This window comes from Citrobacter sp. CK199 (genome assembly GCF_030333285.1).
In the GTDB taxonomy this organism is placed as follows: domain Bacteria; phylum Pseudomonadota; class Gammaproteobacteria; order Enterobacterales; family Enterobacteriaceae; genus Citrobacter_B; species Citrobacter_B koseri.
This window is the reverse complement of sequence record NZ_JAOWGF010000029.1, coordinates 353,591-375,496: the sequence shown is the minus strand read 5'-3', so window position 1 is coordinate 375,496 and position 21,906 is coordinate 353,591. Positions and strand designations below refer to the sequence as shown.

Genomic DNA, 21,906 nt, shown 5'->3' with positions numbered 1-21,906 from the left:
AAGGCCATTGTAGGCCGGGTAAGCAACGCGCCCCCCGGCAGTCGTATTGATGCCGGATGGCGGCTGCGCCTTATCCGGCCTACGTCACTACAACTCCGGCAATATAAGGCTTAGTAGCTGCTTGCGCTCTTGCCGTCCCCGTGACCCAGCGCTTTCAGCAGGCTTGCCAGCAGGCTGGATGCGCCGAAACGGTAGTGACGGGAATCCGCCCAGTCAGCGCCAAACAGTTCGTCAGCAATGGCCAGGAACTGCTGTGCATCTTCAGCGGTACGCACGCCGCCAGCCGGTTTGAAACCAACGGTTTTGGAAACATCCATATCGCGGATCACTTCCATCATGATGCGTGCGCTTTCCGGCGTTGCGTTAACCGGGACTTTACCGGTAGAGGTTTTGATGAAATCCGCACCGGCTTTGATGGAAATTTCAGACGCTTTACGGATTAATGCTTCTTCTTTCAGTTCACCGGTTTCGATGATCACTTTCAGCAGCACGTTTGCCGCCGCACAGGCGTCTTTACAGGCTTTCACCAGATCGAAGCCCACCTGCTCGTTACCGGCAATCAGCGCGCGGTACGGGAATACCACGTCAACTTCGTCCGCGCCGTACGCGATGGCTGCGCGGGTTTCTGCCAGCGCGATGTCGATGTCGTCATTACCGTGCGGGAAGTTGGTGACGGTCGCAATGCGGATATCCGGCGTGCCCTGCTCTTTCAGAGTCTTACGCGCAATCGGAATAAAACGCGGATAGATGCAGATAGCGGCAGTATTCCCAACCGGGGTTTTCGCCTGATGACACAGCGCGATCACTTTTTCATTGGTGTCGTCGTCATTCAGGGTGGTCAGGTCCATCAGTTTCAGCGCACGCAGGCTGCTTGCGGTTAAATCAGTCATTACATTCTCCTGGCTCATCGCCGGTATAAAATTTCACCTTGCGAGTTTGTTAGTATTCTAACATCCGCTCGCCATTACACTTCGATATACATCACAGTTAATGAAAACTACGTACAAATTTGCATTACTGTAACGAGATCTACTTCAAATAAATGACCTTTCCCGGCCTCGCGAGTGGGCAACAGGCGCATCCTGATCAAAAGCCATCATCACGCAACTTCCTACAATGGCGCTTAACCTTCGGCACAAAAAGGAAACGAAGATGCCCACTTCATGCGAAACCGCGCTGCAACATCGTTGCCAGCAAATTGTGACCAGTCCGGTGCTCAGCCCCGAACAAAAACGCCATTTTCTGGCGCTGGAAGCTGAGAACGCGTTGCCTTATCCGGCCTTGCCACCAGAGGCTCGCCAGGCGCTGGACGACGGGGTTATCTGCGATATGTTCGAAGGTCATGCCCCGTTCAAACCTCGTTATGTTTTGCCCGATTACGCCCGTTTTCTGGCTAATGGCTCACAGTGGCTGGAACTGGAAGGCGCAAAAGATCTGGATGACGCGCTATCTTTGCTGACCATCCTCTACCATCACGTTCCTTCCGTAACATCGATGCCGGTCTATCTGGGGCAACTGGATGCGCTGTTGCAGCCGTATGTTAAAATTCTAACACAAGACGAGATCGATATTCGAATAAAACGTTTCTGGCGCTATCTCGACAGAACGCTGCCGGACGCCTTTATGCATGCCAATATTGGCCCGGCCGACACGCCTGTCACCCGCGCTATTTTACGTGCCGATGCTGAGTTAAAGCAGGTTTCACCTAACCTGACGTTTATCTATGATCCCGATATCACACCGGATGATTTACTGCTTGATGTCGCTAAAAACATTTGTGAATGCAGCAAACCTCATATTTCTAATGGCCCGGTAAATGATAAAATTTTCACAAAAGGTCAATATGGCGTCGTCAGTTGTTACAACTCTCTGCCGCTTGCGGGCGGCGGCAGCACGCTGGTCAGGATCAATCTGAAAGCCGTTGCAGAGCGCAGCACCTCTGTCGATGACTTCTTTACGCGCACGCTACCGCACTACTGCCAGCAGCAGATCGCCATCATTGATGCCCGATGTGACTTCCTCTATGAACAATCACATTTCTTTGAGAATAGCTTCCTGGTGCAGGAAGGGTTGCTTGATCCCGGACGTTTTGTACCGATGTTTGGGATGTATGGCCTGGCCGAAGCGGTAAACCTGCTGTGTGAAAACGCGGGGATGAACGCACGCTACGGGAAAGACGACGCGGCCAATGCGCTGGGCTATCGCATCAGCGCGCAGTTGGCCGATTTCGTCGCAAACACGCCTGTTAAGCATGGCTGGAAACAGCGGGCGATGCTGCATGCCCAGTCAGGCATCAGCTCCGATATCGGTACGACGCCGGGCGCGCGTTTACCGTACGGCGATGAACCCGACCCCATTACCCACCTGCAAACCGTCGCCCCCCATCATGCGCACTACCATGCCGGGATCAGCGACATCCTGACGCTGGACGAAACCATCAAGCGGAATCCTCAGGCGCTGGTGCAGCTTTGTCTGGGCGCGTTCAAGGCCGGCATGCGTGAATTTACCGCCAACGTCAGCGGCAACGATCTGGTGCGCGTTACCGGGTATATGGTGCGCCTGTCGGATCTGGAAAAATATCGCGCCGAGGGATCGCGGACAAACACCACCTGGCTGGGGGAAGAAGCCGCGCGCAATACGCGCATTCTGGAACGACAAGCACGCGTAATAAGTCATGAACAGCAGATGCGCTTCCTAACGCAAAATCATTCGAGAGGCATCGAGGCGGCAAGCGAATGAATCCCCAGTCACGTACACGTAGTACGTGACTGGGGTGAATAAGTGCAGCCAACAAAGAGGCAGTTCGAAGGATGAAGTGTTTAGTCAGTAAAATCATACCGTTCTCCTGCGTGGACGGCCCCGGCAGTCGTCTGGCTCTGTTCTTACAAGGGTGCAATCTGCGCTGTAAGAATTGCCATAATCCGTGGACGATCGGGCGCTGCAACGACTGCGGTGAGTGCGTTCCCCAGTGCCCTCATCAGGCGCTGGGCTTCAGCGCGGGGAAAGTGGTGTGGCAGGCTGACGTCTGCGAGCAGTGCGATACCTGTTTGCGGATGTGCCCGCAGCAGGCCACGCCGATGGCGCAGACGATGAGCGTCGATGAAGTGCTGGGCCATATCCGTAAGGCATCGCCATTTATTGAAGGCATCACCGTCAGCGGGGGCGAAGCCACCACTCAGTTACCGTTTATTTGCGCGCTGTTTGCCGCGATCAAGGCCGATCCGCAGCTGTGTACGCTGACGTGTCTGGTCGACAGCAACGGTCTGTTGAGCGAAACCGGCTGGCAGAAACTGCTGCCCGTTTGTGATGGCGCGATGCTCGATCTAAAAGCCTGGGATAGCGCCTGCCATCAGCGTCTTACCGGGCGGGATAACGCGCAGATCAAGCACAGCATCAGGATATTGGCAGAGCATGGCAAGCTGGCCGAGCTACGGCTGCTGGTGATTCCTGGTCAGGTGGATTACCTGCAACAGATAGCGCCGCTGGCCGCGTTTATCTCCCGTCTGGGCGATATTCCCGTCCGGTTAAACGCTTTCCATGCGCATGGGGTGTATGGCGAAGCAAAAGCGTGGCCGGGCGCAACGCCTGACGACGTGCAACAGCTGGCAAACGCATTATGGGCGCACGGGGTGCATAACCTGATTTTCCCTGCTTTATATTTATGAATCGCCGGATGGCGGCTGCGCCTTATCCGGCCTACAAATGATGTCGACCCGTTGGCCGCCTTATCCGGCCCACAAATGATGTCGGCCCGTAGGCCGGGTAAGACGCTTTTGCGTCGCATCCGGCAATCAGAGACGAAATAACGCCGCCGTATTGCGATACAGCGTTTCGGCTATCACCTCAGAGGGTTCATCGCGTAGCGCACACAGCTCGCTGAATACCCGTGCCGCCTGTTCCGGGCGGTTTGGCTGCCCCTGAAAACCATTTAACGGCATATCCGGCGCGTCGGTCTCCAGCAGCAATGCGTCCAGCGGCAGTTGCGCCATCACATCACGCGTTTTACTGGCGCGCGGATAAGTAATCGTGCCGCCAACGCCAATTTTGTAGCCTAACTGAACAAAGCGTTCCGCCTGTTGCAGACTGCCGGAAAAACCGTGTACCACCCCGGTTCGCGCCAGGGCGTGGCGTTTGAGATGCATTGCCAGCTTGTCATGGGTGCGACGCGAGTGAAGGATCACCGGCAGATCGTAGCGTTTCGCCAGTTTAAGCTGCGCCTCCAGGAGCCGTTCTTGCTCATCAAACTGAGGATTATCGCGGTAAAGATCCAGCCCGATCTCCCCTACCGCCACGACTTTCTGCGGGCGTTGATCCAGCGCCTGTTGCAGGCGATCCAGACTGTCATCTGCGTGCTGCTCAATAAACACAGGGTGCAGCCCCAGCGCCGCAAACAGCGGCGGGAAGCGCTCCGCCAGCGCCAGCACGCGTGAAAAACAGGCCGCAGCCGTCGCCGGAACAATGATTTTGCCAATCCCCGCGTCAGCGGCACGCTGAATGCTGGCCGCTTCATCACCGGTGAAAGGCGGAAAATCAAAATGACAATGCGTGTCGATAAATCGGCAACTCACGCCAGATCCTCATTATTGAAGGTAGTGTCGTTGGCCTGCGCCGCGCCGCTGACCGTTGCTACGTGCATATCGTTGGCCACCGCCGCCGGAGGCACCACCACCGGGCCAGGAATGACAATCTTCGGCGTGTGGCGGGAGAGCGGCGGTTTCTCCGCCAGCAGTTTCCCCACCGTCGCCAGAAAATAGCGCCCGCACAGGCGTCCAATTTTGTAATCTTCGCGCAGCGCAGGAAGACGGCTGCCCAACGCCATACTTTGCAGCGGTTTCGGCGGGTAGATTTCAATGATACGCAGCTTACCCGGCGGCTTCTCAATAAAACGCTGAATGGCGCTATAGCTGGTTTCGTGGTGCTGTACCAGATTCACCAGCGGCTGCAAACTGCTCTCCCCCAGCCAGCGCTCCATGCGCTTAAACCACTGCGGCGTATAGTACATTTGCGAAGGCACCGTGCGGATCACCACGATCGTTTTCGCGCCACGCTTTGCCGCCTCCTGTACCGGGATCGCATCGCTGATCCCGCCGTCCAGATAATTGATGCCATCCAGCGCCACGCCTGTACGGTAGAACCCCGGAATCGCGCTGGTCGCACGAATAATATCGAGCCAGTTTTGCTTCGTTGGCGAGAAATAGTTCGCCGTGTAGTCATCCCCACGACAGGCGCACATATAGAAGGATTTTCCGCTATCGAACAGACGCGCGGCGGTGTCCATCTCCAGCGGCATCTGCCCGGATGTCGCGTCCACCAGCCAGTCGAGATCGATCAGGTTCCCCCCGCGAACAAAACGCACCGGATCGAAGAACTCCCGCTTCGTGGTGTAACGCATAATAACTTTGCGCCCATAGCCGGGCTGGTTACAGAGATAGGCAGAAAGGTTTTGCGCCCCGGCAGAGGTGCCGAGGTAGAGGTCGAATGGATTGAACTTCGCGCGCATAAACTCATCCAGCACGCCAGCGGTAAAGATTCCCCGCTGCCCTCCGCCCTCGCACACCAGAGCCATTCGGCCTGGTCGGAACGCGTTTAATGATAATGGCGCAATATTGCCGAGCGTCACGGGTATTCGCTGCCCCACCTCTGCCTTCCTATGTTTTATTTTATAGAATGACAAAGTAACGCAAATTCGCGATAGCTAAAACCGTAAAAGCCAGTCCGATGGACTGGCTTAGCATGAATCATGGGTATTACGGGTGACGTGCTAGGGTCGTTTACGGCCCATAAACAGGCTGATCAGGAACAGGACAATCCCGACGACGAAGACAATTTTCGCTGCGCTAGCCGCGGTGCCTGCCAGTCCACCAAAACCCAGAGCGGCGGCAATTAACGCGATAACCAGAAATATAATGCCCCAACGAAACATAAGCTTCTCCTTTACCATAGTTAATGTCGACCGCTTGATATGAGCGTTCAGGTTGCTCATTCGCGATATTTTTAGTGTGGTGTACATTGCGCCTCCCGACAAACGTCGGGAGGGCGAATTAAGACGAATTACTGAGTTTTCAGGTCATTTTTGACGCTTTTCACACCATCAACCGCTTTTGCGATACTTTCAGCACGGTCGATTTGCGCCTGAGAATCTACGGTTCCTGAGAGCTGCACCACGCCGTCGGTGGTTTCGACTTTCACTTTGCGGGAAGGCACGATGTCATCCGCCAACAGTTTCGCTTTGATCTCGCTGGTAGTGGCCGTATCCCCGGCATAGCCTTTCATCGTGCCGGACTTGCTGTCGCGAACATGCAGTTTGTCGCTGACGGAGGTCACACCCTCAACGCCTTCCGCTACTTTCACGGCTTCTTCAGCCTGAGCCTGGCTTTCAACAAAGCCGCTTAATGTCACCACTTTGTTATCGGTTTTGACCGAGATATCGGTGCTCTTAATACTTTCATGATCCACCAACGCCGCTTTCACTTTTGCGGTGATGGCGCTGTCATCCATGAAGTTACCGACTTTATTCATAGAGCTATCGACTTTCTGTCCCGCGCTTTCTGCGCTGGACTGTGCCTTATCCAGCGTAGAGGTTTCCGCAAATGCAGAACCGGTCGCGACAGCGGAGGTCAACATTACGGCCAGGAGAGTTTTAGAAATCTTCAGTCTTGTCGTCGTCATCGATTCATTCCTGTATGGATGGCAGCCGTCACAATCAACATACTTATGCAGAATCGCGGCGCTAATCCCATCTTTATTCAGTTATTAATATCGCAGACAAGATAAATGACGGCCTTAACAACCAGTATTCACGCATTGAACAGTGTTAAAAGTCGTCATTTATGTCATCACTTTGTTAAATATAGATCACAATCGCAAAATCGCTTGCTGATACGCTTAAAAAACAAGCAACCATAAGAAAAACTGAGGGATTTAAGAACATTCCGCAAGCGGTTAAAAAGGCAGGGAAAGTAACAGGGCGCGCCGGATGACGCGCCCTGGAGGGACAATTAGTGCTCGCGCGTTTTGCGGAACTGAACGTCAGGGTAGCGTTCCTGCGTCAGGTTCAGGTTAACCATTGTCGGTGCGATATAGGTGAGGTTATCACCGCCATCCAGCGCCAGTTGTACTTCGTTCTTACGCTTGAACTCTTCGAATTTCTTCGCGTCAGTACATTCAACCCAGCGTGCGGTGGCGACGTTGACGGACTCATAGATAGCCTCAACGTTGTATTCGCTCTTCAGACGGGCAACCACCACGTCAAACTGCAACACGCCGACAGCGCCCACGATCAGATCGTTGTTGGCGATCGGACGGAACACCTGTACCGCGCCTTCTTCAGACAGCTGAACCAGCCCTTTCAGCAGCTGTTTTTGCTTCAGCGGATCTTTCAGGCGGATACGACGGAACAGCTCCGGCGCGAAGTTCGGTATACCAGTGAACTTCATCATTTCGCCCTGAGTGAAGGTGTCGCCGATCTGAATGGTGCCGTGGTTGTGCAGGCCCAGAATATCGCCCGGATACGCCTCTTCAACGTGAGAACGGTCGCCCGCCATAAAGGTCAGCGCATCAGAAATCACCACGTCTTTGCCGATACGTACCTGCCGCATTTTCATGCCTTTCTCGTACTTACCGGAGACCACTCGCATAAACGCCACGCGGTCGCGGTGTTTTGGGTCCATATTGGCCTGAATCTTAAACACGAAACCGGTGAACTTCTCTTCTTTCGCTTCTACCGTACGGGTATCGGTCTGGCGCGGCATCGGCGCAGGCGCCCACTCCACCAGGCCATCCAGCATATGGTCAACGCCGAAGTTACCCAGCGCAGTACCAAAGAAGACCGGGGTGATTTCACCTGCCAGGAACAGCTCATGGTCGAACTCGTTGGACGCGCCCTGCACCAGTTCCAGCTCGTCGCGCAGCTGCTGCGCCAGGTCTTCCCCTACGGCAGCGTCAAGTTCCGGGTTATCCAGACCTTTTACAATGCGCACTTCCTGGATAGTGTGGCCTTTACCGGTCTGGTACAGGTAAGTTTCGTCTTTATAAAGGTGATAGACGCCTTTGAACAACTTCCCGCAGCCAATCGGCCAGGTGATCGGCGCACAGCCGATTTTCAGCTCGTTCTCAACTTCATCCAGCAGCTCCATCGGGTCGCGGATGTCACGGTCAAGTTTGTTCATAAAGGTGAGGATCGGCGTATCGCGCAGGCGGGTTACTTCCATCAGCTTACGGGTACGATCTTCGACGCCTTTTGCCGCGTCAATCACCATCAGACAGCAGTCCACCGCCGTCAGCGTGCGGTAGGTATCTTCCGAGAAGTCTTCGTGCCCGGGGGTGTCCAGCAGGTTGACCAGGCAATCATGATACGGGAACTGCATTACCGACGTGGTAATAGAAATACCACGCTGCTTTTCCATTTCCATCCAGTCAGATTTTGCATGCTGGCTGGAGCCACGGCCTTTTACCGTCCCGGCAGTCTGGATAGCCTGTCCGAACAGCAATACTTTCTCAGTGATAGTGGTTTTACCGGCATCCGGGTGAGAAATAATGGCAAAAGTGCGGCGCTTAGCCACCTCTTGCAAATAAGGAGACAACGTCATAGTTCAATCTTCTTGAGTAAGCGCGGCGTCTGACCACGCATGTTGAATACGAAAAATTGCGGCTATTTTACCCATCAACGGGGGGGAGGCAATCAGTGTTTACACAGGAGTTGCTCCAGTTCGCTTAATGACGCCACGGTCCAGGTCGGTTCAATGCCCGCAGGCTGCTCGCGATGGTGCGCATTCAGCCAGCAGGTGGAAAGCCCGGCGTTAATGCCGCCGAGAATATCAGACTCTGCGGTATCGCCGACCATTAACACGCGAGAGCGGTCAGGGCTGCCTGCCTGCTCCAGCGCGTAATCAAAGATGCGCGGATCGGGCTTCGCCACGCCCACTTCTTCAGAAATAACCAGCAGATCAAAACGATCGCGAAGCCCTGTTCGTTCAAGGCGAATTTGCTGCAATGAGGTGAATCCGTTGGTGATGATGCCCATCTTCACCTTACCGTGCAGGGCGTTAACCAGCGAAACCGCACCCGGCAGCGGTGCGCAAATCTCCGCCATAGCATTCATAAACGCATCATTTAACTCTTCAGGCGGGACGTTCAGCTGCTCGCCCCAGCCGACAAAGCGCTGGCGCTGAAGCTGAAGCGAAGTGATAGCGCCGTTCTGATAATCCACCCACAGCGGTTTATTGACAGCCTGGTAGTCCTGAAAATCTTCAGCGGTAAAGGTGACGCTATAGTCGAGAAACATCCGCTGCAAGCCGGTAAACGAGTCAAACGTAAACAGCGTTTCGTCGGCATCAAAGAAAATCCAGTCCCACTTCATCATTCCACCTTGTCTTACATACTGATTGGCAATGCCATGATTATCGCGTCCTCACGCCCGTCAACCGTCGGGTAGTAATTACGGCGCACCGTTGCCTCATTAAAACCTAAACTTTCATAGAGTGCGATGGCGGCGGCATTTGAGGCGCGCACCTCCAGCCATAACGTCAGGACGCCGCGTTTTTCCAGTTCATCAATCAGATGTTCCAGCAGTTCTCGCCCCAGCCCCCGACGCTGAAAATCCGGGTCGACCGCAATATTGAACAGCGTCGCCTCATCCAGCACCACCTGCGTAATCGCGAACGCCGCCATCTTTCCGCCGACCGTCAGTTGATAGTTGAGGTAACGTTCGCCCTGATTGCTGGCAAAGGTTTTTTCACTCCACGGAAACGCATGGGCGCGTTTTTCAATCAGAAACGCAGCAGGTAAATCAGTCGGATTGAGGGAAGAAATCGTGTTCATATGCGCAAATTTGTTGCCATAGTGCGGCGCGTGCCGTTGGGTTTGCCCGTAATTCATTAAACGCAGGACTTGTCACCTGAGCGCCTTCCAGCAGCAAAGGCTCTTCAGTACCCAGCCGCCAGCTGTTGCACCGGCTGCCTTCCGGCAGCATGGCGATGCGGTCAGGCGTCAACGGTAATACCTGGTCGGGACTGACGGTCAATGCGCGCAAAATATCGCTCATCAAGGGTTCGGTCAGCGCCGGTAATTCTTCCGCCACGACCACCAGACGAACGTGCGCCGGAAGGGAAATCGCGATTTCCCCCTGTAGCGCGCCAGGGCGACGCAGCGACCACTGGGTAATGCCCAGTTGCTGTAATTGCCAGTCTCGTCGGGATGTCATAGCGAAACGCTCCTGTCTGTCAGGGGCGCAAATATAGCAAATTCGTCGAAACTGCGCCAACAAACAACTATAATCGCCGCCAGGAACAATAGAGGAACCTTTCATGTCTGCTTTTACCCCGGCAAGTGAAGTCTTGCTGCGCCACAGTGATGATTTCGAACAAAGCCGTATTCTGTTTGCCGGAGATTTGCAGGATGACCTGCCAGCCCGCTTCGAAAGCGCCGCCAGCCGCGTGCATACGCAACAATTCCACCACTGGCAGTTGTTAAGCCAGCTGATGGGCGAGAAGGCGCGCTTTAGCCTGGTCGCCCACGCTGACGACGTCGCGGACTGCGACACGCTGATCTACTACTGGCCGAAAAATAAACCTGAAGCCCAGTTCCAGTTGATGAATATCCTGTCGCTGCTGCCGCTCGGCACCGACATCTTCGTGGTGGGCGAAAACCGTAGCGGCGTTCGCAGCGCAGAGCAAATGCTGGCCGACTACGCGCCGCTGAACAAAATCGACAGCGCGCGCCGCTGCGGGCTGTATCATGGCCGTCTGGAAAAACAGCCTGTCTTTGATGCGGAAAAATACTGGGGCGAGTACCGCATTAACGATCTGACCATCAAAACGCTGCCCGGCGTTTTCAGCCGCGACGGTCTGGATGTCGGCAGCCAGTTGCTGCTTTCCACGCTGACGCCACATACCAAAGGCAAAGTGCTGGATGTCGGTTGCGGCGCAGGCGTGCTCTCTGCGGCCTTAGCCAGCCACTCGCCAAAAGTGCGTTTAACCCTGTGTGATGTTTCCGCGCCTGCCGTTGAGGCCAGTCGCGCAACGCTTGCGGCAAACGGCGTTGAGGGTGAGGTGTTCGCCAGTAACGTCTTTTCTGACGTAAAAGGGCGTTTTGATATGATCATCTCTAACCCGCCGTTCCACGATGGAATACAAACCAGCCTGGATGCCGCGCAAACGCTGATTCGCGGCGCGGTTCGCCACCTCAACAGCGGCGGTGAGTTGCGCATCGTGGCTAACGCCTTCCTGCCCTACCCGAAAGTGCTGGATGAAACGTTTGGCTTCCACGAAGTGATTGCGCAAACCGGGCGCTTTAAAGTTTACCGCACGGTGATGACGCGCCAGGCGAAGAAATAGAGTGGTCATCGTAGGCCGGATAAAGTGCCTGCACCGCCATCCGGCATGGTTTGCAGATGCCGGATGGCACTTCGCTTATCCGGCCTGCGGTTAGCGCCCATTTTTGCAGCAATCAATCCATCCTGCGTAATTAACTATTGACGAAAAGCTGAAAACCACTAGAATGCGCCTCCGTGGTAGCGATTCTTTTTAAGAATCGATGGTATGCGAAGGTGGCGGAATTGGTAGACGCGCTAGCTTCAGGTGTTAGTGTCCTTACGGACGTGGGGGTTCAAGTCCCCCCCCTCGCACCAAAACCACGTTGATATTGCTCGCACTGGGCGAAGGTGGCGGAATTGGTAGACGCGCTAGCTTCAGGTGTTAGTGTTCTTACGGACGTGGGGGTTCAAGTCCCCCCCCTCGCACCAACGAGGCGATATCAAAAAAGTAAGATGACTGTGCGAAGGTGGCGGAATTGGTAGACGCGCTAGCTTCAGGTGTTAGTGTCCTTACGGACGTGGGGGTTCAAGTCCCCCCCCTCGCACCAATTATCTTATTTCCCTTCTCTGTTTTACGCCTTGTTTGTTCATCCCTGATTCAAATTCATCATAACCAGCACCATGCCGCTGATCAGCGCGACACATGACGGCAGCAGGACGAAATGCCGTAAGCGTTTGTGATACAGCATCAACGAAGTCAGCAGTAATCCTAATACAATCAGTACCTTCCATGCGTCAATGGAGAGGCCGGCAAACGCCAGTCCGGTAATAAAAATACCCGGCAACAATATCCCCCATCCACTGCCCAGTGTACGCTGCAACATGGCTTTACCTCTGATACCGATAATGATAACCAATAGCATATGATAAAATTTCTCATTTGTCAGCAGTTCGTCACACTTCCTTGTATGAGATTGTCTTAACAATTGATGACATGAATTCAGCAAGGTGATAGATTGAGCAGTGGTTAACTTACAAACAATAAAAACGTTTATTTATGCGGGCTTTTTCCCGCACGTTATTTTTCATTTTGGCCCCAACCAGCGTAATTCATAGATAAATAACGACATTCAGATATGACAGCTCAATCCTGGCGCGCATTACGCACCAAAAAATATCAATTCTCTTTACGCCTTTTTCTGTTTCTCAATGCGGTGTCCGGGCTGTTTACGCTTGTCTTTCCTCTTTATGAGGTCAGGGCTGTCTCAGTCCCGGCAATACTGCTCTTTGTTGCAAGTACGTTACTTCTGATATGGCACGGAAAATATACACATAAAAAGATTAATATCCCCTTTATTTCTGTTATATCAGGCATATTGTGGGCCTGGCATATCACACTGAAATATAATGCTATGAACCATAGCGATTATACTTTTCTACTCATCGCCCTTCTCTGCGTGTTATTTATTGGCTCCATCGCTTTTGCTAATAATATCATTGCGTTTACGTTCCATTCATTGCCTTCCGTTCTGGCCTGCCTGTGGCTTAATGGCAGCGAACACGGCATACGGATTATTTATCTCATGGCGCTCCCGATGGCGGGCATTGCCATCCAGCATGTTATTCAAAAACGCTATGACGATTTCGCTCAACAGCTGATGTACAAACTGCTGGAAGAGAGAGAAACGCTGAACGGGCTGAGTATGCTCGATCCTTTGACTGGCCTGTATAATCGCCGCGGCCTGCAAAATAAGCTGAATACGCTCCTTGCTCTGGAAACGCACGAAGAACACTACGTATTGCTGCTGGATATCGATCACTTCAAAGCTTATAACGATCACTATGGGCACATGATGGGCGACCAGGCTCTCATTCGCGTTTCAGCCGCGATTCGTGACGCTGTCCGTTCCCGGGATATTGTCACCCGTTTTGGCGGTGAAGAGTTTATGGTTCTGCTGACCGCGACCGATCCACAGGAGGCGCGCACGACCGCCGAACGTATTCGCCAGAAGGTCTACGATCTCAAAATCCCACATATGTTTAATGTCAGCGTGGCGACCAATGTCACCATCAGCGTTGGCATCGCGCCGCTACTGGGTCAGGACATGGAGGCTGCAATCGTCAAAGCGGATAAAGCGCTGTATGAAGCCAAAAACCTGGGGCGCAACAACATTCTTGCGAGTGACGAACTGCGTACGGTCTGACACAGGGCGATATCATCGTGCTACCGCGCACAGCGTCACGACAAAGCGCTTGCCATCGACTATCGCTATCATTAGGATTAGCAATCATTATCATTTAGATTACTATCCTTATATACAGCGCTATGCCTTACCGTTCCGCACCGATTATTGAAGATGTCACCTGGCGAGCCCATCTCCAGCCTGAGATGCCCTCGCTGGCTGAAGCCGTGCGTGAAACGATAACCCGGACGCGCGAACATCTGCTTGATTTTATTCGGCTGGACGAACCGCACCCAACGGGCGCCATGACGCTGGCGCAGTGGGCTCGACCGGGTACGATGCGCTCCCTGCTGGCTATCTATTCCGACCATATTTATCGTCATCAACCGACGCAACCACGCGAAAATAAGCCGCTCATTTCGCTTTGGGCGCAATGGTATATCGGTCTGATGGTACCGCCTCTGATGCTTGCCCTGCTCACCCAGGAAAGGGCCATTGACGTTTCGCCCGAGCACATGCACGTTGAGTTTCACGAAACCGGACGCGTAGCCTGTTTTTGGGTTGATGTGCATCAGGACGAGCGGGCAACCGCGCATTCTCCTCAACAGAGAATGGAAACGCTGATCGTCTCTGCGCTGATGCCGGTCGTTCAGGCACTGGAATCAACCGGCGATATTAACGGTAAGCTTATCTGGAGTAACACCGGGTATCTGATCAACTGGTATCTGACCGAAATGAAACCGCTGCTTGGCGAAGCATTGCTGGCAACGCTGCGCCAGAGCTGCTTCTTCGAAAAGCAGCTTTCCAGTGGCCAGGATAACCCGCTGTGGCGTACCGTCGTCCCTCGCGAAGGTCTGCTGGTGCGCCGAACCTGCTGTCAACGCTACCGGTTGCCAGACGTTCAGCAATGCGGTGACTGTACGCTGAAATAAACAAGGCGCCGCAGCGCCTTGTTCAACACGTCAGGCCATCTGCTGGCTCTCCTCTTCTGCACGCCCGGCCTCTTCGGCCTCTTGCGCCAGAAGCTGCTTCTCATAAACCTTAAAGAACGGGAAGTATATGATGGCGGACACCAGCGCCAGTATGACCACCAGGATCGCCGCACGGTAGTCCCAGCCCAGTGCCCACGCAGCGCCAACCGGTGCGGGCGCAGTCCACGGTACCACGGAAATCACCCGCCCAATCAGATCCAGTTTCATCGCCGCCCACGCCAGCACGGCGTTCACCATTGGCGCCAGCAGGAACGGGATAAAGAACACCGGGTTCATCACAATCGGCGTCCCGAAAATAACCGGTTCGTTGATATTAAAGATACTCGGCACGACGCTTAAGCGGCCAATAGAGCGCAAATGTACGGAACGGCTGCGTAAATAACAAATCACCAGCCCCATCGTGGCGCCAGAACCGCCAATGACGATGAAGAAAGTCCAGAAGGCTTCCATGAAAATGTGCGGCAACGGCGCCCCCTGCGCCAACGCGGTCTGGTTCATACCGAGATTGGTCAGCCAGAACATTTGCAGCATCCCGGAGACAATCGCCGCTCCGTGAATCCCCGCAAACCACAGCAGATGCCCAATCAGCACCGCCAGCAAAATAGCGGGCAACGAATCCGCAGCGGAAACCAGCGGTTTAAAGATCGCCATGATCGCCTGTGGGATCAGCATATCGAACTGCGACTGGATCGCCAGGCTCAGCGGATACAAGGTCAGAACCACCACCAGCACCGGAATCAGCAGATCAAAGGAGTTCTTGATCATCGGCGGCACCTGGTCGGGCAGGCGAATGCCAATGTTATGCGCCTTCAGGAAGCGCATCATTTCAACACAGTAAATCGCCACCAGAATCGCGGTAAAAATCCCCGTTCCGCCCAGGCTGTCAACTGGCATAGTGCCGTTTGTTTTCGGCGCGGCAACCAGCAAGAAGGCCATGATCGAGAGCATGGCGCACATAAACGGATCTAACTGATGCGATTTAACATAGTGTTTGCCCAGGTTATAGGCAATGGCCGCACAGATATAGATGGACATGATCCCCATCGTCATATCAAACGGCGTCAAAATCTGGCTTTCAAACTGTTTCGCCAGCGCCAGCCAGCCACGGGCAAATCCCCAGGTGGTGTCCGGTGAGAAAGGAGGATAGGCGAAAACCAGCAGGAAGGAGCCGACAATCATAAACGGCATTGCCGAAATGAAGCCATCACGAATCGCCATAACATGACGTTGTGAGGAAATACGTCCGGCAACGGGACTTACGTAGTTTTCGACAAACCGAAAAATCACATTAAACACAGCATGGTTGGTAGACATAGCGTTCTCCTGTCAGTCAAAACAACATAGACGTGCTGGCAGCAGCACCGCCGTGTAAGGGTCCATTACTACTTTTCGCGACCGCGCCGGGGAGAACACCAGCGATACAGCAGAGAGAATGAAGTTTCATAAATGGCTCTTATTATGTGATACAGAGGAAGTGACAGGTTCAGTATTAATCCCCGCCCGCCGGACTGCAACCGGTTACTGTAACCGGTTTCCGTGAATGTGAAGACGATCGAAAAATCGTTCATGCTGCTGGTTTATTACATAAATTATTTACAGTGCCGCTTTCCTTATGACAAATTACGCCACGCGGTTTTCTGAAAAACAGGACTGCTAATACAGCGTCAGGAGAAAAGAATGAGTCTGCAATCGGTACGGCAGTTTCTGGCCGAACGTGCCCCGGATATTGAAATCATCGAATTAAATCAGAGTACGGCGACGGTGGAACTGGCAGCGAAAGCGCACAATGTCGCGCCAGGACAGATAGCGAAAACGCTTTCGCTTAAGGTGAAAGACGACATTATTCTGGTTGTCGCCAAAGGCGATGCTCGCCTGGACAATAAGAAACTCAAGAGCACGTTTGGCGCGAAAGCGCGAATGCTCAGCAGCGATGAAGTCGTGATCGCCACAGGGCACCCGGTCGGCGGTGTCTGCCCTTTCGGGCTGGAAACGCCTCTGCCCGTCTATTGCGACGTCTCATTAAAACATTATGCTGAAGTCTTACCAGCAGCAGGGGCAACGCACAGCGCAGTCCGAATCTCCCCCGACAGAATGGCAGAACTCACTTCAGCAACCTGGATTGATGTGTGCCAGTGATGCTATTTGTGCCCGGGCGATAAACCCGGCACAAGCAACCTGTAAATACAGAGCGACTACAGAATTACGCGGATAAGCGACCTGGCTTTTCGGCGCGCAGAGACAGCAGGATATCCGCCGCATCAAGCAATCCAGCATCTGAGCTGACGCCCAGTTTAGACATCACATTAAATTTATGGGCGCGAATCGTCTTGATATTGCGTTCCAGCTGAACGGCTATCTGTGGCATCGAATAACCATTCGACATAAAACGCAGAATTTCACGCTCAGTGGGGCTGATCATTCGGCTCTGATTGAGATACCAGAGGTTCAGAGTGTGTTCCGTCACCTCTCGCTTACTGTTCAATAATAAAAAGAGCTTTTCCTGCAAACTGGCCAGTGACGACGCTTTACTTAAGACCCCATCTAACGGCGAAGGCGACAGCGAATCAATTAACCGGGCTTCCGCATCATCATCCGCGATGACCAGTCGGCGCACACGAGGAAAATTCACAGCCAGTTCCGCCAGATAAGCCAGCCCCATCCGGCGATCTTCCCGCATCGCAGAAAGTGAAAAAATAACGACGGAAAAAGGAGTACTTAACATCGCTTTCTGGAAAGCAGATTGAGTTGGAAAAATATGAAGTTTATATTGGCAATCAGGAAACGCGTCAAATAAACTTTTCATTCCAATACTGCTCATTACACACTTCTCTATGAGTGCGACATTTCCCTTGGCAATTCTGTTTTCCATTCAGTAGCATCTCCATAAACTGAAGGTAAATTCAATTCTCTTGCTCCCTGAGAACTGTTTATCCAGGCATACATCTCAGCATTGCTGTGTATTGACAGACGCCGCATCGCACTGTTTTTCTGCGCGCTAATCGTTTTATTACTCTTCTTAAGCAACATCGCTATCTGATTAATCCCCCAACCCTTACCCAGAAGCCGTAACACTTTCCGTTCCGACAGCGTAAGAACAACCGGACGATGGCCAAAACTCGAGACGTCTGGCAGAGCGGGAGATAGCAGCGTCTTACTGATCCTGTCCGTATGGGCATTGCCTGCTTCAATCACGTTTACCAGATTCTCAACCGGTTCAACGTCAGACAGCAACGTACTGAAGGGGCTCATCAGAAGCTCAATCGCCTGTGAGTAAAACGCACGGGAAACAAGAAATATCCAGTGAATATCATGGTATTGAGATAATAAAGCGTAAAATTGCTCGCAGACAGCGCGGGGATGTTTACATTCTCCCGTTAAATCCGTAATCACTACATCGGAGCGGCGCAACTGCATTAATGTCAGTTCTTCTACGGAACGGCAGTACATCAGTTCATAAGCAGGGAAATGGCCCAGCACCACCTCTTTTAACCCCGTCTGTATAACAGGTATTTTACTGATAATAATTATGTTTTTGCGGCATCCTGGCAACATATCTCCTCCATATCCACAGGTCTCCCCTCCTGTTCACTCATTAATAAATAATATAATTAATGAGAAAAACAGACGTGGTAATAGACGAAGTGAATTGTTTATCCTTGGCTTTTATTTGAAATGTTATAGCAATAACGACTCTATACAATGATCCGCATAGTATAAAATCACCAAACTATTATTGCATAATTACCGCTAAAAATAATTGCGGTACAATTAAATTAACTAAATTAGATCATTAGCATTTCTAACATATGCAAGGGGAATTTAATAAACTCACGCTATGTTTCGCATCAGATAGTTATGCTTTCAGGAAGCACAAGAAAAGAATATCGTCTCATTAATTTCAGAGGTTACAGACGATACTTCATTCCCTGTCATTCACGTTCGATGTAAGGCATTCAATATACTGCAATTATGACATTCAGCGACTGATTGTCTGGCATCCTGCCTCTTTTTTCATCACAAAATTGATCTTAGCCAGAGCCAAAAGGGTCGGGCTTCATGATACAAAGAAGACTTTCGTCATTCAGATGGTACGCAACGCGTCTTTTCAGTCAGGGCGAGTCATGCAAACAGAGCAGTCGTTACAACGAACGGTTACACGGTTATGTATTCAATGCGGGCTTTTTTTATTGCAACACGGCGCGGAGAGCGCGCTGGTTGATGAACTCTCCACCCGCCTGGGGCTGGCGTTAGGGATGGACAGCGTGGAAAGCGCCATCTCCTCCAACGCTATCGTTCTCACCACCATTAAAGATGGGCAGTGTCTGACATCGACACGTAAGAACCAGGATCGCGGCATTAATATGCACGTTGTCACGGAGGTGCAGCATATTGTCATCCTGGCCGAACATAATTTGCTGGATATAAAAGGCGTAGAGAAGCGCTTTAGCCAGCTCAGACCGTTGCGCTACCCGCGGTGGCTGGTGTCGCTGATGGTCGGGCTTTCCTGCGCCTGTTTCTGCAAACTGAATAACGGCGGATGGGATGGCGCGGTGATCACCTTTTTCGCCAGCATGGTGGCGATGTATATTCGCCAGATGCTGGCGCACCGGCATTTACACCCACAAATCAACTTTTGCATCACCGCTTTTGTCGCCACCACCATTTCCGGCCTTTTGCTTCGCTTGCCCACTTTCAGCCATACCCCGACCATCGCCATGGCCGCCAGCGTCTTACTGCTGGTGCCGGGGTTTCCGCTGATTAATTCCGTCGCGGATATGTTTAAGGGCCACATTAATACCGGTCTGGCGCGCTGGGCGATTGCCAGTCTGTTAACGCTGGCGACGTGCGTCGGCGTGGTGATGTCGATGACGCTGTGGGGGCTACGCGGATGGGTGTAATCGATTTTCTTCTGGCGCTGATGCAGGACATGATTCTCTCCGCAATCCCGGCAGTGGGCTTTGCGATGGTGTTCAACGTGCCGCACCGGGCGCTCCCCTGGTGTGCGTTGCTCGGCGCGCTGGGCCACGGCTCACGCATGGTGATGATGACCGCCGGGTTTAATATCGAATGGTCGACATTTATGGCCTCACTGCTGGTAGGGAGCATCGGCATTCAGTGGTCGCGCTGGTATCTGGCGCACCCCAAAGTCTTTACCGTCGCGGCAGTCATCCCGATGTTTCCGGGGATATCCGCCTATACGGCAATGATATCCGCCGTCAAAATCAGCCACTTTGGCTACAGCGAACCGTTGATGATCACATTGCTGACCAATTTCCTGAAAGCCTCCTCTATTGTCGGCGCACTTTCCATTGGGCTTTCCGTTCCCGGTCTGTGGCTGTATCGCAAACGCCCACGGGTGTGATGCTTTTCTCCCTGCGCTCAGGCAGGGTGAGGCTGCTTTCCCTCACCCTGCCGATATCTCCCGTCTGTGTGTTACTATAAAAACAGTATTCCTTCTCGGTTGTGGTTCCCTGTTGAGAAACATTATGTCTTCCAGAATTTTGACCCCGGACGTCATCGGTATTGACGCCTTATTACACGATCACAACGCGGTGCTGGCAAAATCGGCAAGCGGCGCGGTGGCGGTCTTCGCCAATAACGCGCCCGCGTTTTATGCCGTGACGCCGGCACGTCTGGCGGAACTGCTGGCACTGGAGGAAAAGTTATCGCGTCCGGGAAGCGATGTCACACTGGATGCTCAACTCTACGAAGACTCCCAGGCCGCGCCTGTGGCCGTTCCGCTGGGGAAATTCTCCATGTACGCAGACTGGCAGCCGGATGCTGACTTCCAGCGGCAGGCCGCGCTGTGGGGCGTCGCGCTAAGGGAACCCGTCACCGCCGAAGAGCTGGCCTCGTTTGTGGCTTACTGGCAAGCGGAAGGTAAGATTTTTCACCACATCCAGTGGCAGCAAAAGCTGGCGCGCAGCGTGCAAATCAGCCGGGCCAGTAACGGCGGTATGCCGAAACGTGATGTGAACAACGTCAGCGAACCTGACGACCATATTCCACCTGGTTTTCGAGGGTAACGATGAAAAACGTTGGCGACCTGATGAAACGTCTGCAAAAAATGATGCCAGCAAATGTTGAGCCTGCATTCAAAACGGGCGAAGAACTGCTGGCATGGCAGAAAGAGCAAGGCGAAATGCGTGCGGCAGCGCTGGCGCGTGAAAACCGGGCGATGAAAATGCAGCGCACGTTCAACCGTTCCGGCATCCGTCCGCTGCATCAAAACTGCTCGTTTGATAACTATCGTGTTGAGAACGACGGGCAGATGAACGCGCTGAGCAAAGCGCGGCAGTACGTCGAAGAGTTCGACGGCAACATCGCCAGCTTTATCTTTTCGGGCAAACCCGGCACCGGGAAAAACCATCTCGCGGCGGCAATCTGCAATGAACTGCTGCTGCGCGGAAAATCGGTTTTGATCATTACCGTCGCCGATATTATGTCCGCGATGAAAGGCACCTTTAGCAATCGCGAAACCAGCGAAGAGCAGTTGCTCAACGATCTCAGCAATGTGGATCTGCTGGTGATCGACGAGATCGGCATGCAGACCGAATCCCGCTATGAAAAAGTGATCATTAACCAGATCGTCGATCGCCGCTCATCATCCAAACGCCCTACCGGGATGTTAACCAACAGCAATATGGATGAGATGACCAAACTCCTTGGCGAACGCGTAATGGATCGTATGCGTCTGGGAAACAGTCTGTGGGTGATCTTCAACTGGGAAAGCTACCGTAGCCGCGTCACCGGCAAAGAGTATTAAGACCATTCCGACCCAGGCAAGCGCTATACTGCGACGAAAGGTACACACACACGAGTCATAACGATGAAAACCACAAAACGTCTTCTGTGCTGCGCGGTTGCCGCCAGCGCGTTTATCGCCACCAGCGCCTTCGCCGCGTCCTGGCAGGATTCTCTCTCCAGCGCCGCCAGCGAACTGAGCAAACAAAGCAGCTCTTCACAGCAGGGCGGCATGTCGCTGTCTTCTCTGACCAGCCTGCTGAATGGCGGCAATCAGGCATTAAGCGCTGATAACATGAACAACGCGGCAGGTATTTTGCAGTATTGCGCGAAACAGAAACTGACTTCTGTTACCGATGCGGAAAACGTTAAAAACCAGGTGCTGGATAAACTGGGGCTTGGCGCCGCCGAACAGAAGCAGGACACCAATTATCTGGATGGCATTCAGGGTCTGCTGAATACCCAAAATGGCGAACAGCTTAGTCTGGATAACATTGGCAGCACGCCGCTGGCGGAAAAAGTGAAAACCAAAGCCTGCGACCTGGTGTTAAAACAGGGGATGAACTTCATTTCCTGATGCGCCAACATGCCGCGTTTCAACCGTTTAGCGTTGAGCGCGGCCTGACCTCTCTCTTTCTACTTCTCTCTGTCTCGCCTTCCCCGCATCACGGGAAGTGACGACGATCAAAAAAGCCAGGTTCTAAACCAATTCTTAATCACTGCACATTTTAATGTC

Annotated in this window: 24 protein-coding genes and 3 tRNA genes; 14 read left to right on the top strand and 13 right to left on the bottom strand. The window is 53.0% G+C overall.

Annotated elements, in window-relative coordinates; all coding sequences use genetic code 11:
* Window positions 1-110 precede the first annotated feature (110 nt).
* Window positions 111-890, bottom strand: coding sequence for a deoxyribose-phosphate aldolase (deoC, locus tag OGX75_RS20110; protein ID WP_283316241.1), 780 nt, complete (start codon window positions 888-890; stop codon window positions 111-113).
* Window positions 891-1,152: 262 nt separating this feature from the next.
* Here deoC and OGX75_RS20105 point away from each other — a divergent pair, with 262 nt between their 5' ends.
* Complete coding sequence (locus tag OGX75_RS20105) at window positions 1,153-2,739, top strand: YjjI family glycine radical enzyme (RefSeq protein WP_286451532.1); 1,587 nt, start codon at window positions 1,153-1,155, stop codon at window positions 2,737-2,739.
* 71 nt (window positions 2,740-2,810) lie between these two features.
* On the top strand, window positions 2,811-3,665 hold the full coding sequence (locus OGX75_RS20100; protein WP_049011482.1) for a YjjW family glycine radical enzyme activase: 855 nt from the start codon (window positions 2,811-2,813) through the stop codon (window positions 3,663-3,665).
* A 126-nt stretch (window positions 3,666-3,791) separates the two neighbouring features.
* On the opposite strand, the gene OGX75_RS20095 is transcribed toward OGX75_RS20100, so the two are convergent.
* The 8 genes from OGX75_RS20095 to OGX75_RS20060 form a co-directional block, all read right to left on the bottom strand.
* On the bottom strand, window positions 3,792-4,568 hold the full coding sequence (locus OGX75_RS20095) for a metal-dependent hydrolase (protein ID WP_153258090.1): 777 nt from the start codon (window positions 4,566-4,568) through the stop codon (window positions 3,792-3,794).
* The gene (locus OGX75_RS20090) at window positions 4,565-5,638 is read right to left on the bottom strand and encodes a patatin-like phospholipase family protein (protein ID WP_115626329.1); all 1,074 of its coding nucleotides are present in this window, start codon (window positions 5,636-5,638) and stop codon (window positions 4,565-4,567) included. The genes OGX75_RS20095 and OGX75_RS20090 overlap by 4 nt, the downstream gene beginning before the upstream one ends.
* Before the next feature lie 123 nt (window positions 5,639-5,761).
* Window positions 5,762-5,923 (bottom strand): DUF1328 domain-containing protein, encoded by a 162-nt coding sequence (locus OGX75_RS20085; RefSeq protein WP_047459078.1) that lies wholly within the window; start codon window positions 5,921-5,923, stop codon window positions 5,762-5,764.
* Window positions 5,924-6,051: 128 nt separating this feature from the next.
* A complete protein-coding gene (osmY, locus tag OGX75_RS20080) occupies window positions 6,052-6,669 on the bottom strand; it encodes a molecular chaperone OsmY (RefSeq protein ID WP_047459081.1) in 618 nt (205 codons plus the stop codon).
* A 329-nt stretch (window positions 6,670-6,998) separates the two neighbouring features.
* Window positions 6,999-8,588, bottom strand: coding sequence for a peptide chain release factor 3 (gene prfC, locus OGX75_RS20075; RefSeq protein ID WP_012134201.1), 1,590 nt, complete (start codon window positions 8,586-8,588; stop codon window positions 6,999-7,001).
* A 92-nt stretch (window positions 8,589-8,680) separates the two neighbouring features.
* Complete coding sequence (gene yjjG / locus OGX75_RS20070; protein ID WP_024130736.1) at window positions 8,681-9,358, bottom strand: pyrimidine 5'-nucleotidase; 678 nt, start codon at window positions 9,356-9,358, stop codon at window positions 8,681-8,683.
* Window positions 9,359-9,372: 14 nt separating this feature from the next.
* Window positions 9,373-9,819 (bottom strand): ribosomal protein S18-alanine N-acetyltransferase, encoded by a 447-nt coding sequence (rimI, locus tag OGX75_RS20065; RefSeq protein ID WP_200097113.1) that lies wholly within the window; start codon window positions 9,817-9,819, stop codon window positions 9,373-9,375.
* The gene (locus OGX75_RS20060) at window positions 9,788-10,201 is read right to left on the bottom strand and encodes a DNA polymerase III subunit psi (protein ID WP_200097116.1); all 414 of its coding nucleotides are present in this window, start codon (window positions 10,199-10,201) and stop codon (window positions 9,788-9,790) included. The genes rimI and OGX75_RS20060 overlap by 32 nt, the downstream gene beginning before the upstream one ends.
* A 103-nt stretch (window positions 10,202-10,304) precedes the next feature.
* On the opposite strand from OGX75_RS20060, the gene rsmC reads away from it, so the two are divergent.
* The 4 genes from rsmC to OGX75_RS20040 all read left to right on the top strand — a co-directional run bounded on the left by rsmC (window position 10,305) and on the right by OGX75_RS20040 (window position 11,859).
* Complete coding sequence (gene rsmC / locus OGX75_RS20055; protein WP_047459087.1) at window positions 10,305-11,333, top strand: 16S rRNA (guanine(1207)-N(2))-methyltransferase RsmC; 1,029 nt, start codon at window positions 10,305-10,307, stop codon at window positions 11,331-11,333.
* A gap of 206 nt (window positions 11,334-11,539) precedes the next feature.
* Window positions 11,540-11,626 (top strand) — tRNA-Leu (locus OGX75_RS20050).
* Between the two features lie 27 nt (window positions 11,627-11,653).
* Window positions 11,654-11,740: transfer RNA gene (locus OGX75_RS20045), tRNA-Leu, on the top strand.
* A gap of 32 nt (window positions 11,741-11,772) precedes the next feature.
* Window positions 11,773-11,859 (top strand) — tRNA-Leu (locus OGX75_RS20040).
* 39 nt (window positions 11,860-11,898) lie between these two features.
* Here OGX75_RS20040 and OGX75_RS20035 read toward each other — a convergent pair.
* Window positions 11,899-12,135 (bottom strand): DUF1435 domain-containing protein, encoded by a 237-nt coding sequence (locus OGX75_RS20035; RefSeq protein ID WP_080516675.1) that lies wholly within the window; start codon window positions 12,133-12,135, stop codon window positions 11,899-11,901.
* A 252-nt stretch (window positions 12,136-12,387) separates the two neighbouring features.
* On the opposite strand from OGX75_RS20035, the gene OGX75_RS20030 reads away from it, so the two are divergent.
* Window positions 12,388-13,455, top strand: coding sequence for a GGDEF domain-containing protein (locus tag OGX75_RS20030; RefSeq protein WP_012134209.1), 1,068 nt, complete (start codon window positions 12,388-12,390; stop codon window positions 13,453-13,455).
* Window positions 13,456-13,577: 122 nt separating this feature from the next.
* Complete coding sequence (gene fhuF / locus OGX75_RS20025; protein ID WP_134769775.1) at window positions 13,578-14,366, top strand: siderophore-iron reductase FhuF; 789 nt, start codon at window positions 13,578-13,580, stop codon at window positions 14,364-14,366.
* Between the two features lie 30 nt (window positions 14,367-14,396).
* Here fhuF and OGX75_RS20020 read toward each other — a convergent pair whose 3' ends face one another.
* Entirely contained in the window at window positions 14,397-15,740 is a 1,344-nt protein-coding gene (locus tag OGX75_RS20020; RefSeq protein WP_024130738.1) for a PTS sugar transporter subunit IIC, read from the bottom strand.
* A 363-nt stretch (window positions 15,741-16,103) separates the two neighbouring features.
* On the opposite strand from OGX75_RS20020, the gene OGX75_RS20015 reads away from it, so the two are divergent.
* Window positions 16,104-16,562, top strand: coding sequence for a YbaK/EbsC family protein (locus tag OGX75_RS20015; RefSeq protein ID WP_012134213.1), 459 nt, complete (start codon window positions 16,104-16,106; stop codon window positions 16,560-16,562).
* A gap of 64 nt (window positions 16,563-16,626) precedes the next feature.
* Here the strand turns inward: OGX75_RS20015 and bglJ are convergent, their stop codons facing one another.
* Entirely contained in the window at window positions 16,627-17,295 is a 669-nt protein-coding gene (gene bglJ / locus OGX75_RS20010; protein ID WP_049008312.1) for a DNA-binding transcriptional activator BglJ, read from the bottom strand.
* Window positions 17,256-17,978, bottom strand: a complete 723-nt coding sequence (locus tag OGX75_RS20005) for a LuxR C-terminal-related transcriptional regulator (protein WP_047459110.1) — start codon at window positions 17,976-17,978, stop codon at window positions 17,256-17,258. Before OGX75_RS20005 ends, bglJ begins: the two co-directional genes overlap by 40 nt.
* A 569-nt stretch (window positions 17,979-18,547) precedes the next feature.
* Between OGX75_RS20005 and OGX75_RS20000 the strand changes: the two genes are divergently transcribed.
* The 5 genes from OGX75_RS20000 to OGX75_RS19980 all read left to right on the top strand — a co-directional run bounded on the left by OGX75_RS20000 (window position 18,548) and on the right by OGX75_RS19980 (window position 21,747).
* Window positions 18,548-19,324 carry a threonine/serine exporter family protein gene (locus tag OGX75_RS20000; RefSeq protein WP_024130740.1) on the top strand — a complete coding sequence of 259 codons (777 nt, stop codon included), beginning with the start codon at window positions 18,548-18,550 and terminating at the stop codon, window positions 19,322-19,324.
* On the top strand, window positions 19,315-19,788 hold the full coding sequence (locus OGX75_RS19995) for a threonine/serine exporter (RefSeq protein ID WP_012134217.1): 474 nt from the start codon (window positions 19,315-19,317) through the stop codon (window positions 19,786-19,788). The genes OGX75_RS20000 and OGX75_RS19995 overlap by 10 nt, the downstream gene beginning before the upstream one ends.
* A gap of 124 nt (window positions 19,789-19,912) precedes the next feature.
* A complete protein-coding gene (dnaT, locus tag OGX75_RS19990) occupies window positions 19,913-20,452 on the top strand; it encodes a primosomal protein DnaT (protein ID WP_199976472.1) in 540 nt (179 codons plus the stop codon).
* A gap of 2 nt (window positions 20,453-20,454) precedes the next feature.
* The gene (gene dnaC, locus OGX75_RS19985) at window positions 20,455-21,192 is read left to right on the top strand and encodes a replicative helicase loader DnaC (protein ID WP_049008305.1); all 738 of its coding nucleotides are present in this window, start codon (window positions 20,455-20,457) and stop codon (window positions 21,190-21,192) included.
* A 63-nt stretch (window positions 21,193-21,255) separates the two neighbouring features.
* Entirely contained in the window at window positions 21,256-21,747 is a 492-nt protein-coding gene (locus OGX75_RS19980) for a YjjA family protein (protein ID WP_058668533.1), read from the top strand.
* The last annotated feature ends 159 nt before the right edge of the window (window positions 21,748-21,906 follow it).